16 protein-coding genes are annotated in these 12,481 nt (G+C 34.2%); 11 read left to right on the top strand and 5 right to left on the bottom strand.

What is annotated here, in order from left to right; all coding sequences use genetic code 11:
- Window positions 1–21: 21 nt before the first annotated feature.
- The 4 genes from ACRBBL_RS09855 to ACRBBL_RS09840 form a co-directional block, all read right to left on the bottom strand.
- The gene (locus ACRBBL_RS09855; RefSeq protein ID WP_431368874.1) at window positions 22–948 is read right to left on the bottom strand and encodes a PfkB family carbohydrate kinase; all 927 of its coding nucleotides are present in this window, start codon (window positions 946–948) and stop codon (window positions 22–24) included.
- 113 nt (window positions 949–1,061) lie between these two features.
- Window positions 1,062–1,652, bottom strand: a complete 591-nt coding sequence (locus tag ACRBBL_RS09850; protein ID WP_431368873.1) for an START domain-containing protein — start codon at window positions 1,650–1,652, stop codon at window positions 1,062–1,064.
- A 58-nt stretch (window positions 1,653–1,710) separates the two neighbouring features.
- Window positions 1,711–2,187, bottom strand: coding sequence for a ribonuclease HI (gene rnhA, locus ACRBBL_RS09845; RefSeq protein WP_431368872.1), 477 nt, complete (start codon window positions 2,185–2,187; stop codon window positions 1,711–1,713).
- A gap of 2 nt (window positions 2,188–2,189) precedes the next feature.
- Window positions 2,190–2,759: a phosphoribosylglycinamide formyltransferase gene (locus ACRBBL_RS09840; protein ID WP_431368871.1), complete on the bottom strand. Its 570-nt coding sequence runs from the start codon at window positions 2,757–2,759 to the stop codon at window positions 2,190–2,192.
- Window positions 2,760–2,946: 187 nt separating this feature from the next.
- Here ACRBBL_RS09840 and ACRBBL_RS09835 point away from each other — a divergent pair, with 187 nt between their 5' ends.
- From ACRBBL_RS09835 to ACRBBL_RS09810, 6 genes are all read left to right on the top strand, one after another.
- Window positions 2,947–3,183: an acyl carrier protein gene (locus ACRBBL_RS09835; protein WP_114901751.1), complete on the top strand. Its 237-nt coding sequence runs from the start codon at window positions 2,947–2,949 to the stop codon at window positions 3,181–3,183.
- A 111-nt stretch (window positions 3,184–3,294) separates the two neighbouring features.
- On the top strand, window positions 3,295–4,548 hold the full coding sequence (gene fabF, locus ACRBBL_RS09830) for a beta-ketoacyl-ACP synthase II (RefSeq protein WP_431368870.1): 1,254 nt from the start codon (window positions 3,295–3,297) through the stop codon (window positions 4,546–4,548).
- Complete coding sequence (gene rnc / locus ACRBBL_RS09825; protein WP_431368869.1) at window positions 4,549–5,283, top strand: ribonuclease III; 735 nt, start codon at window positions 4,549–4,551, stop codon at window positions 5,281–5,283.
- Window positions 5,284–5,467: 184 nt separating this feature from the next.
- Complete coding sequence (locus tag ACRBBL_RS09820; protein ID WP_431368868.1) at window positions 5,468–5,953, top strand: IPExxxVDY family protein; 486 nt, start codon at window positions 5,468–5,470, stop codon at window positions 5,951–5,953.
- Entirely contained in the window at window positions 5,953–7,383 is a 1,431-nt protein-coding gene (gene pyk / locus ACRBBL_RS09815; RefSeq protein WP_431368867.1) for a pyruvate kinase, read from the top strand. Before ACRBBL_RS09820 ends, pyk begins: the two co-directional genes overlap by 1 nt.
- An 87-nt stretch (window positions 7,384–7,470) precedes the next feature.
- The gene (locus ACRBBL_RS09810) at window positions 7,471–8,094 is read left to right on the top strand and encodes a hypothetical protein (protein ID WP_431368866.1); all 624 of its coding nucleotides are present in this window, start codon (window positions 7,471–7,473) and stop codon (window positions 8,092–8,094) included.
- A gap of 300 nt (window positions 8,095–8,394) precedes the next feature.
- Here ACRBBL_RS09810 and dinB read toward each other — a convergent pair whose 3' ends face one another.
- On the bottom strand, window positions 8,395–9,507 hold the full coding sequence (dinB, locus tag ACRBBL_RS09805; protein ID WP_431368865.1) for a DNA polymerase IV: 1,113 nt from the start codon (window positions 9,505–9,507) through the stop codon (window positions 8,395–8,397).
- Window positions 9,508–9,548: 41 nt separating this feature from the next.
- On the opposite strand from dinB, the gene ACRBBL_RS09800 reads away from it, so the two are divergent.
- From ACRBBL_RS09800 to ACRBBL_RS09780, 5 genes are all read left to right on the top strand, one after another.
- A complete protein-coding gene (locus ACRBBL_RS09800; RefSeq protein ID WP_431368864.1) occupies window positions 9,549–10,025 on the top strand; it encodes a CYTH domain-containing protein in 477 nt (158 codons plus the stop codon).
- Window positions 10,018–10,515, top strand: a complete 498-nt coding sequence (locus tag ACRBBL_RS09795; RefSeq protein ID WP_431368863.1) for a YciI family protein — start codon at window positions 10,018–10,020, stop codon at window positions 10,513–10,515. Before ACRBBL_RS09800 ends, ACRBBL_RS09795 begins: the two co-directional genes overlap by 8 nt.
- 61 nt (window positions 10,516–10,576) lie before the next feature.
- On the top strand, window positions 10,577–11,158 hold the full coding sequence (locus ACRBBL_RS09790; RefSeq protein WP_431368862.1) for a hypothetical protein: 582 nt from the start codon (window positions 10,577–10,579) through the stop codon (window positions 11,156–11,158).
- Between the two features lie 2 nt (window positions 11,159–11,160).
- Window positions 11,161–12,048: an endonuclease/exonuclease/phosphatase family protein gene (locus ACRBBL_RS09785; protein ID WP_431368861.1), complete on the top strand. Its 888-nt coding sequence runs from the start codon at window positions 11,161–11,163 to the stop codon at window positions 12,046–12,048.
- Window positions 12,049–12,095: 47 nt separating this feature from the next.
- Window positions 12,096–12,221, top strand: coding sequence for a hypothetical protein (locus tag ACRBBL_RS09780; RefSeq protein WP_431368860.1), 126 nt, complete (start codon window positions 12,096–12,098; stop codon window positions 12,219–12,221).
- Window positions 12,222–12,481 lie beyond the last annotated feature (260 nt).

The following is a 12,481-nucleotide window of genomic DNA, read 5'->3' as shown; positions in this document are numbered from 1 at the left end:
CTCAGTTTTGAGCGCGTTTTTTTAGTTTACTTCTATTTCGAACTGAGTCAGTTGTTTAAACTGCTTCAGTCGCTCTGTTATTTCTTCTTTCGTGAGTGATTCCATTCGTTGTGTTCCAAACTTCTCTACACAGAATGAAGCTAAGTTAGAACCGTAAATGATGGCATTTTTCATACTTTCAAACGAAATGTTTTCGTGTTTTGCTAAGTATCCAGAAAATCCACCTGCAAATGTATCTCCAGCTCCAGTAGGATCAAATACTTCTTCTAATGGTAATGCTGGTGCAAAGAATATGTTTCCGTCGTTAAAAATCAATGCTCCGTGTTCTCCTTTTTTAATTACTACATATTCAGGACCCATTTCGTGAATCTTTTGTGCAGCTTTCACTAAAGAGTATTCGCCAGATAATTGACGCGCTTCTTCATCATTAATTGTAATTACATCTACTTTTTTGATCACTGCTAATAAATCGTCCCAAGCACAATCCATCCAAAAGTTCATTGTATCTAATACAATTAATTTTGGTTTCTCTGTCATTTGATTTATCACACTCATTTGTACGCCAGGATGTAAGTTTCCTAACATTACAATTTCAGAATCTTTATAATTTTCTGGAACTACAGGGTTGAAATCTGCCAATACATTCAGTTCTGTAATCAATGTATCTCTAGAGTTCATATCGTTGTGATATTTTCCACTCCAGAAAAATGTTTTTCCTCCTTTAACTATTTCTATTCCTGAAATATCAATATTTCTAGCAACTAACATATCTAAGTGCTCTTGCGGAAAATCTTCTCCGACAACTGATACAATTGCTGAATCTACATTAAAGTTTGAAGCAGATAATCCAATATATGTAGCTGCGCCACCTAAGATTTTATCTGTTTTTCCAAATGGTGTTTCAATAGCATCAAAAGCAACCGTTCCTACAATTAATAATTTGCTCATTTCTTGAATTAAAATTTTTTGCAAACTTACATAAAATTTTTCCAAGAAAAATAGCTTCTGCGTGTAGATATAGGTTTTGTGATTGTTTTGATAAGAAGTCTGCTAAAAATATGCTATTCTAAGCGTTCTTTTAATGCTTTAAAGTTATAATAAGGTGCTTTTGTAATGGTACTATTTATAAACCAATTTGGAATGCTTCCGCCTGGGTCACCATGCATTTGATGTGTAATTTTTACCGTATTTCCTTGTTGTTCTAGCAGCCAATAACCTTCAAAATAGGTAATACGTAGGTAATCGTCTTTTTCTGCATATTGTTCAGAAGCAGCTGAAACATCAATTTTAATAACACCTTTTGTAATTCGACGTGTTTTTAGCGCAATAACAACATCTCTATTGCGTACTGGCCAAGGAAGATCGAGTGCTAACCAAATTAAATACTCGTTTTCTGAAGATTTGTTAATTAGTTTACTATCTAATGTTTTATAACTCCAATCCTGTAGTTTATCACCATCTAAAATAACATCTAATACTTTATTTATGGAGCTTTTAACAGTCATTTCGGCCTTAAATAACTTCAAACTGCTTGTATTTGAAGATTTTACATAAATCTTGATGTCATTTTTATCTTTCTTGAGTTTCCAGTTTTTTTGAGCAAAAAGTGGCATTACAATTAGTAAACTAAAAATAGCAATATAGGTTTTCATGTTTGATTTTGAGGAATATAGAGCTGCGAAAATACAAATATGATCTCAAATAAACTATTTACAGCAATTTACGACTCTCGTTTTCGAAAAAAGAATCAATTTTCACCTTTTCTTTTTTAGAAGCTTCTACAGCTAAAAAGTCGCAACGTTCGTTTTGTTGATGGTTGTTATGACCTTTAATCCATTGGAAACGGACAATATGTCTTCGATGAATTTTTAAATAGCGCATCCATAAGTCACTATTTTTTTTTCCAGAGAACCCTTTTTTCTCCCAACCAAAAACCCATTTCTTCTCTACAGAATCTACTACATACTTCGAATCGGTAAAAACTTTAACATCGGTATGCATAAACTTTAATTTTTCTAAAGCGACAATAACAGCCAACAATTCCATGCGATTGTTAGTTGTTTTTCTGTACCCTTCCGAAAATTCTTTGCGATACGGTTTTCCTACCCATTCCATAACAATTCCATAGCCACCAGGTCCTGGATTTCCTCTAGAGGAACCATCTGTGTAAATACGTACGTCTTCCATAATTATGAATTTAAAAGTACTTGTTCAATAATGACTGGAAAGTGCTTATATTCAAGCTGATGAATCTTTTGAGCGAGTGTTTCAGGTGTATCATTTTCAGTCACAATTGTCTTAGCTTGGAAAATAATAGCACCTTCATCATAATTTTCATTGACAAAATGTATGGTAATACCGCTTTCTTTTTCTTTATTTGCAACCACAGCAGTATGCACATGAACTCCATACATGCCTTTTCCTCCATATTTTGGAAGCAAAGCAGGATGAATGTTAATTACCTTGTTTGGGAATGCAGCGAGAATATGCACAGGAAATTTCCATAGAAACCCTGCAAGGACAATGAGGTCAATTTGGGCGTTTTGGAGTAAATTTAGTACATCATCACTGCGGTGTAAAGCAGTTTTGTTGAAGCTAAACCCACTGATTTTGTGGTTTTTAGCACGGTCTAGAACTTTGGCATGCTGATTGTTAGTCAGAATCTGAACAACGGAAGCATTGTTTCGCTCTTGAAAATATCGAATAATATTTTCAGCATTAGTTCCGGAACCTGAAGCAAAAATTGCAATACGCTTCATAAAAGAATGAAATTTTAGTAACTGTTGTTTCGACAAAAAAAAGAATAATTATTAACAAAATGAAGGCAAAAGCAAATAACTTATTGTAAAATTTTAGTAAATTAGATCACATTTTTCAAACAAAATGTTGTTTTAAATTAAAGTTTTTTATTTTTGCCAACAATTAAATTTTAAAAACTATAAGATTATGTCAGACATTGCATCAAGAGTAAAAGCGATTATCGTAGACAAATTAGGTGTGGATGAGAACGAAGTAGTTCCGGAAGGAAGCTTCACAAACGACTTAGGAGCAGATTCATTGGACACTGTTGAATTGATTATGGAATTCGAAAAAGAATTCGATATCCAAATTCCAGATGATCAAGCTGAAAACATTGCAACTGTAGGTCAAGCGATCTCTTACATTGAAGAAGCAAAAAAGTAAGAAAAGAATAAATTTTCTATATTAAAAGCGACATTAGAATGCATATTATGCATTCTAATGTTTTGTTAAAAAGGAATTTCTTCTTAATTTTTTAAACGAACTTAGTCAAAGATGGAATTAAAGCGAGTTGTAGTTACAGGTTTAGGAGCATTGACTCCTATCGGAAATACCGTAGAGGAATATTGGAATGCACTAGTCGCTGGAAAAAGCGGAGCTGCTCCAGTAACGCATTTTGATCCTGAAAAGTTTAAAACAAAATTCGCCTGTGAGGTTAAAAACTTTAATGTCACAGATTTTATCCATAGAAGAGAAGCGAGAAGAATGGATAAGTTTTCGCAATACGCTGTAGTTGCTTCCGATGAAGCTATTGGAGATGCGAAACTTGACATGGACACTATCAATAAATTAAGAGTTGGTGTTATTTGGGGAGCAGGAATCGGAGGTTTAGAAACATTTCAAGAAGAAGTGATTAACTATGCCAACGGTGATGGAACTCCAAAATTCAACCCTTTCTTTATTCCAAAAATGATTGCAGATATTGCGCCTGGAAATATTTCTATTAAACATGGATTTATGGGGCCAAATTATACTACGGTATCTGCATGTGCATCATCAGCCAATGCGATGATTGATGCCTTAAACTATATTAGACTGGGACATTGTGATGTAATTGTAACTGGAGGAAGTGAAGCCGCTGTTACCATTGCTGGAATGGGTGGATTTAATGCCATGCATGCCATGTCAACACGAAACGATGATCCACAAACAGCTTCTAGACCATTTGATGCAACCCGTGACGGATTTGTATTAGGTGAAGGTGCTGGAGCAATTATTCTTGAAGAATATGAGCACGCAAAAGCACGAGGAGCTAAAATATATGCTGAAGTTATTGGTGGCGGATTGTCATCAGATGCATATCACATGACTGCACCACATCCAGAAGGAATTGGAGTCGTAGCCGTAATGAAAAACTGTTTGGAGAATGCAGGAATGCAGCCAGAAGAAGTAGATCATATCAATACGCACGGAACATCAACTCCATTAGGAGATGTTGCAGAACTGAAAGCGATCACCGAAGTATTTGGCGATCATGCTAAAAACATAAACATTAACTCTACCAAGTCCATGACAGGACATTTATTAGGAGCAGCTGGTGCTATTGAAGCCATTTCTTCGATATTAGCCATTGAGCACGGAATTGTGCCGCCAACGATAAATCATTCTACGGTAGATGAAAATATTGATCCGAACCTTAACTTAACACTCAACGAACCCCAAAAACGAGATGTGAAAGTTGCTATGAGCAACACTTTTGGATTTGGAGGACACAACGCTTGTGTATTATTTAAAAAGTTAGACTCGTAAATGAATTTTGTTCGCAAAATATTAAATTCCCGATCTGATGAAGATGGGGATTTTTTTGTTGAACTTGAAGATATTCTCGGATTTAAAACCAAAAGAAAGCGAATTTATAAGAAAGCTTTTACACATCGTTCGATGAATCAGAAAGACTCGAAAGGGAATTCTGTAAACTACGAACGACTAGAATTTTTAGGTGATGCCATGTTAAGCAGTGTCATATCTTCGTATCTTTTTTTAGAAGTTCCTTCTGGAAATGAAGGATATTTAACCAAAATGCGCTCAAAAATTGTGAGTCGTGAACACTTAAATGAATTAGGTCGCGATTTAAAATTGATCGATTTAGTGCGTTCTCGCATTCCTAAAGATAATTTTGGTGAAAACATTCATGGAAATTTATTTGAAGCCTTAGTTGGTGCTATTTTTTTAGATAAAGGATATAAATACTGCGAAAAGTTCATTCACCTTCGTGTAATTTCTCCGTATGTAGATATTGAACGTTTAGAAGGAAAGGTAATCAGCTATAAAAGTTTGCTCATTGAATGGTGTCAAAAAGAAAAAAAGAACTTCAAATACGATGTATATGAAGATACCGGAAATGACGAATTGAAACATTTTGCAGTTAAGTTGTTTATCGACAATCGTGTTGTTGGAAAAGCACGTGCAACTTCCAAAAAGAAAGCAGAAGAAAAAGCATCAAAAAGAGCTTATTTTGCCTTTCAAAAACAAATTATGCCCTAATATTTTAGAGACAATCCACTGTTTTTATCTCAAATTTCGCAATAATCATCTCTTATTTTACGATTTCTAAAAAAGAATACATCAGCTATAACGTTTTCGTTACGAAATCTTCATAAACATTACTAAAAATTAACCTTTATATAGGCATTAAGTCCTATATTTACATTTGATAATAACAAGATTTATGGCAATTCATAAACTCTTTGAGGATGATTTTGAAGAAGATAACTATACGTTGATTGCAATTCATTGTTCAGCAGAAGATTATCGATTGGCGTATTTGTTAAATAGTAATCTCAATCTAAAATTAGCAAGAAAACAGGAAGATTTGGATTATAATTATATGGAAGCTTCTTTTTCTATTTATGAATGGGATGATGAAAAAAACTTTGTTACTTGGAATTTAGTAACAAATACAAGCAGAAAAGAAGTAGAACGAATTGCAAGCGCTGGATCATTATTTTCAGAACAACAAGGAAAAAGAACTGTTTCCAAGTACTTAATTCCTGAACGAAAAAAAGTTGATTATTTTGTAAAAATATCGACCGAAAGTCATTTAAAATCCCCAAAAATCATAGTATCTAAAATAAATGCAATAGCAGAAGTAATTACCGCATATATTTTAGATGCAAACCAACTAAAATCTAAGAACAATTTAATTTTTGAGTAATGCCAAAAAGAAAAAAGACGAAAATAGTAGCTACATTAGGACCTGCAACAAGCTCTAAGGAAACCCTTAAAAAAATGATAGAGCAAGGAGTAGATGTATTTCGCATCAACTTTTCGCATGCCAATTATGACGATGTAAAAGAACGTATAACAATGATTCGCGAATTAAGTGATGAATACGGATATAACACGTCAATATTAGCCGATTTACAAGGCCCAAAACTAAGAGTTGGCGTAATGTCAGAAGATGTTATTGTAGAGCCAGGAGACGAAATCAAATTTTGTACAGGAAAAGAATTCAAAGGAACATCAAAAAGGGTGTACATGAATTACGAAAACTTTCCAAGAGATGTAAAAGCTGGTGAACGTATTTTACTTGATGACGGAAAACTAATGTTTGAAGTCGTAAAAAGTGATGGAAAACAAGAAGTAACTACCAAAGTAATTCAAGGTGGTCCATTAAAGTCTAAAAAAGGAGTTAATCTTCCAAATACAGATATTTCATTGCCTGCTTTGACAGAAAAAGATGTGAAAGATGCCATTTTTGCCATTGGGCAAGAAGTAGATTGGTTAGCTTTATCGTTTGTACGTCACAGTCAAGATTTAATGGATTTACAAGCCATTATCAATGAACATTCAGAACATAAAATTCCAATCATTGCCAAAATAGAAAAGCCAGAAGCAGTTGCAAACATTGATAAAATTGTTGCCTATTGTGATGGTTTAATGGTTGCACGTGGCGATTTGGGAGTAGAAGTGCCAGCACAAGAAGTTCCATTAATCCAAAAGCAACTAGTACTTCGCGCTAAAAAAGCGAGAATACCAGTAATCATTGCTACACAAATGATGGAAACCATGATTACAAGCCTTACGCCTACAAGAGCTGAGGTAAATGACGTAGCAAACTCTGTTATGGATGGAGCAGATGCAGTAATGTTATCTGGAGAAACTTCGGTTGGTAAATATCCTGTGCAAGTAATTGAGCAAATGACAAGAATCATCAAAAGTGTTGAAGATTCTCCGTTAATCAACGTGCCAGAAGAACCGCCACACATTCGTACCAAACGATACATTACAAAATCGGTGTGTTATCATGCATCGCACATGGCAAACGAAATAAAAGCAAAAGCTATATGTACCTTAACAAATAGTGGATATACAGCATTTCAAATATCTGCTTGGCGACCAGCTTCACACATTTTAGTATTTACATCAAACAAAAGAATTCTAACACAATTAAACCTACTTTGGGGCGTAAAAGCATTCTTCTATGACAAATTTGTAAGTACAGATGATACCGTTGAAGATGTAAATCTAATAGCTAAAGAAAAAGGGTTTGTAAAGAAAGACGATATGTTAATCAACTTGGCTGCCATGCCAATTACAGACAAAGGAATGGTAAATACCTTGCGTGTATCATTGATCGAATAAACAAATCAAATCAAAAAAATAAATAGTACAGCAATATGCTTTGATACGTGTCTGTATTAAAGCATATTTTTTTAATTAAAACCAATTATGATTCTTCAAGAATTACTAGAAAACATTGAAAAACTCACAGAGAATTTTGATTCAATTGCTGAGGATAGAAAAGCGCAACTAGAAACACTATCTGCGTACATTCAAAAAAAGTATAACGATAAAAAAGCGCCAAAACTGATTGTGATTTGCACACACAACTCAAGAAGAAGTCATTTAGGACAATTATGGTTAGCAGCAGCAGCAGATTATTATCAATTGCCAACGCTAGAATCTTTTTCAGGTGGAACGGAAGCAACGGCTTTCAATCCAAATGCAATTGCTGCGGTACAAAGAATCGGTTTTGAAGTAACAAAAGAGGCTGAAGCTAAAAACCCGATCTATAATGTTCAGTGGAAAACAGATCAAGAAGCATATCAAGCATTTTCAAAACGTTTTGAAGAAGCTCCGAATCCTACAGAAGAATTCGCTGCAATAATGGTGTGTACGGAAGCTGATGAAGGTTGTCCTTTTGTGCCAGGAACAGATTTCAGAATTGCCTTGCCTTTTAAAGATCCAAAAGCATTTGATGGAACACCACAAGAAGCTGCAAAATATGACGAACGTTGCCAACAAATAGGAACCGAAATGTTGTATGTGCTTTCGAAAGTATCTATAAATTAGTGAAATTAAGGCGTCAGATCGAGTGACGAATCTGTGATTCGTTGTATCGAGATCTATTAATAAACAATCACTTTTCCAAGTAGATCTCGATACAAAATTCTTTCAGAATTCCACTCGAACTGACGTTTAAACTTCATTGTCATTCCTGCGCAGGCAGGAATCTATTTGTAAAAGAAGGAAATTCCACTAAAAAAATAGAATAAGAATATAGAATAAAAAAAATCTAACATTCCAAGAAGTCTAAGTCAGTCTAACAATCTAGAAGCGACAGCGGTCTAAGAGCGTTAGCGATCTAATTAATCAAAAATCAAACTTCAACTGAACAGAAATACTCTTTTTCTCTTCAGTTTTTTTTGTGCTTTTTTCTTTCTTATCAGTGTTCAAATTGCTTAAAGAAATGCCTAACAAACGCACAGAATCCTTCAATTTCTCTTGATACAATAAATCTTTTACCGTTTCAAAAATCAAATCTTTATCTGCAATATAATAGAGAATAGTTTTGCTTCGAGTTTGTGTGGTAAAATCGCTGTATTTTATTTTTAAAGTAATTGTTTTTCCCGAAATAGCATACTTTTTTAAGCGCTTTTCGAGTTCGTTGGCAATATTTTCAAGTTTTTCAAGCATAAAAATCTCACTTGTCAAATTATCTGAAAATGTACGTTCGGCAGCAACCGATTTTGCAACTCTATTGGGTTTTACAGCACTGAGGTGAATTCCTCTCACAACGTTATAATAAAAGCTTCCCGACTTGCCGAAATGTTCAGTTAAAAACTCAACATCTCTGTTTTTCAAATCCTTTCCTGTAAAAATTCCGAGCTGATACATGCGTTCAGCAGTCACTTTCCCAACGCCATAAAACTTTCGAATATCTAACGCTTCCAAAAACTCCAATACTTCTTCTGGCGGAACCGTTTTTTGTCCGTTCGGCTTATTATAATCACTGGCAACTTTTGCAACAAATTTATTAATGGAAATTCCTGCGGAAGCGGTTAAGCCTACATCTTTCAAAATCTTAGCTCTAATTTCCTCAGCAATCAAAGATGCGCTCGGATTTCCTTTCTTATTCTGAGTCACGTCCAAATACGCTTCATCCAAAGACAAAGGTTCCACGAGATCGGTATACTCATAAAAAATTTTCCGAATCTGTTTAGAAATTTCACTATAACGTTCATATCTCGGGCGCACAAAAATCAACTCAGGACAACGTTTCTTAGCCAAAAAACCGCTGATGGCACTTCGTACACCAAACTTTCGTGCTTCATAACTAGCTGCACTCACAACGCCACGTTTTCCGCCACCGCCAACCGCAAGTGCTTTTCCTTTCAGTTCAGGATTATCCATCTGTTCTACAGACGCATAGAACGCATCCATATCCACATGAATAATTTTTCGTAAAGGGAAATCAAAGTCCATATTCAAAATTATAATATCTTTAGCAGTCTATAACGATATTCATGCAAGAAATAGAACGAAAATTTCTCGTTAACAGTCTAAAATTTAAAAAAGAAGCCAGAAGTTCTTTCCAAATAGCGCAAGGTTTTCTCAATACACATGCCGAACGTACAGTTCGAGTTCGTATAAAAGGAAATCAAGGATTTCTAACCATCAAAGGAAAATCTAACGAAAGTGGAACAAGTCGTTTCGAATGGGAAACAGAAATTTCAGTAGCAGAAGCAAAAGAATTGCTACATCTCTGCGAAAAAGGAATCATTGAAAAAATACGGTACAACATTCCTTATGGAAATCATATTTTTGAAGTAGACGAATTCTTTGGCGAAAACGAAGGACTTATTGTAGCCGAAGTAGAATTACAGCATGAAAATGAAACCTTTCAAAAACCTGATTGGCTTGGCGAAGAAGTTACAGGTCAAACCAACTATTACAACTCTCAACTCAGTAAAAAACCATATAAAACTTGGCGTCATGAATAAATATATCTGCCTAATCTTGATCGCAATTTTTAGCGTTTCGTGTAACAATTCCAACGGAAATCACAAACAAGAAATTAAACATACACACAAAGAAACCAAAAAATTTTCCCCAGCTGAAATCAAAAAACTAACAGACAAAGGGTATAAAATCATAGAATTTATAGATCCAAAAACAAAAGATACCATCTTGATGCAACAATACTTCATGGCATTTCTAAAAAAAGGAAAAAACCGTGAACAAAGCAAGCGAACGGCAGACAGTTTACAGCGCTTGCATTTGGCACATTTAAAGAAAATGTATGACTTAGGATATGCAGATATTTCGGGACCTTTTGGTGATTTGGGAGACATTCGTGGCGTTACAATTTACAATGTGCCAACCCTTGAAATGGCAGACAGTTTAGCAAACTCAGATCCATCTGTAAAAGCAGGACGTTTGGAAATAGAATTGCATCCTTGGTGGGCAGGAAAAGGATATCCGTTGCGATAAGCTTGTTCTCACCTAAGCGGGAAACGACTATGAACCCAAGATTTACTTCAAAAAACAGATCATGTTTAACATAAAAAATGAGATTAACTTATTTGAGCAAAAATTAAAACGACACAAAATCAATTTTGAAAAAAGAGGTGATCGCATCATCATCAAAACAGCAAAAACAGACTATCAACAACTTCTAATTTACTTCTTAATGCCATTAACTTTAGGGAGTATTGTTGTACTAGGTGTATCTCTATTCATCATTTTTTATGGCGTTTATATTCCTAAAATTCAACTAGTATTTGGATTGGCATATGTAAGTGGCTTTGCTCTAATAGGCTTTGCGTATGGTGGTTTACTGCGCATTCGAAAAAAGAAAAAGGAAAATCATGCATCAAAAGTTCTCTCCAATAGGAAATTAGTCCTGAAAGTAGATGGAAAGGAAAAAAAATATGATGTAGAAAATTTAGCAACTATCAAAAACAGTATTGAAATTCACGGCGATAGTATTTTGATGGGAAATGTTTTCTTGGAAGATAAAGAAGGAAATCAAGTCACAATCATAAGTATAGAAGGCTTCAAAAGCAATCATTTAAGAAGCGATTTGGTATGGTTTGAAAATTTCTTTAAAAACTATTTACAGCTTACAACATAAAATTGAAAGTAAAACTGCGTCATTACCTAAAAAAATCACTTCAAGTTTTCTTGTGTGTAGCGATCATAATTCATTTTACGATCAAAGATGCATTCTATATCTCAGGCTTGGTATTTTATGGAACTCCGCTTCCGATGATAATGCTCGGATTATTATTTTTACTGCTGTTTATAAAGGCTTCCGCCAGAAAGTACTATACAGTATTAGTGCTTCTATTAACGGTAATTTGGGTAAGTAGAAGCTACACGTATTCGCCTGATGTTGATACTGGCAATTCCTTAGAAATTGTATTGTGGAATGCGTACAGAATCCGAAACTTTGAAGATGCATTTTTGGTAAGCAAATCAACTCCTGATGTGATGGTTTTAATTGAATGTGATGAATACGACTATCAAAAAATAAAAGAAAAACACAAAAACTATCATTTTGAACTCACCGAAAAATCCGTTGGAATTTTTTCAAAAACACCCATAAAAATTCATTCAAAAGTAAAAACAAAAGATCATGTTGTTGTGGTTCATTTTAGCACAAAAAACACACATTTTTATGCAATAGATGTTTCTTCAGATCTCAGGCATTTTCGAAAACCGATGCTAGAAAGTATCATTTCTGAAGTCAAAACGGAAGACAAAACAATCATTTTAGGAGACTTTAATACGCCATTTGAGTCGTTATATTTTAAAAAATTCAAAAAAAATTACCAACATGCATTCACGGAAAAAGGAAACGGATTTCGAGAAACTTGGTTTTGGAACATTCCGTTACTTTCCCTAGATCACATCTGGGTTTCCAAAGATGTCGAAATTCTAAAAACGGAAAAAAATACCACTTGGAAATCCGATCATTCCATGCTCAAAATGTACCTCAAAAAAGAGGCTGAGAAAAAATAAATTTGGAAAATTAAAAAATGATCTTCTATATTTGCAAACATCAAAACGTGACAAAACAAAAAATAAATATTAACAAAAACTATAAAGTGCAAAACGTAAAACTTACATATCGAAAAGGTGCCGGAAACATTCCGACATACGACTTAGGTTTTACCAGTTGTATCTTTAAATAATATAGATATCACATCATAAAAACCCGAGTCATAAAAAAGGCTCGGGTTTTTTTATGCATTATTTTCAACATATGATCAAAACAGGACAAAAACATATCGTAGCAATACTTGGTAACGCCAAGCTATTGTTCGCATTAGAACCAAACTATTCTTTGGAATAAAGAATATATATACAACAGTATAAAAGCTCGGTTCTACCTAAGAATCGGGCTTTTCTGTTTTTAAGAAAGTTTATAAAAATAACAACACAACAAAAACAT

It is taken from the genome of Kordia sp., assembly GCF_050633145.1.
Taxonomy (GTDB): Bacteria; Bacteroidota; Bacteroidia; order Flavobacteriales; family Flavobacteriaceae; genus Kordia.
The sequence above is the reverse complement of the archived record's forward strand: the minus strand, read 5'-3'. Positions and strand labels throughout refer to the sequence as shown.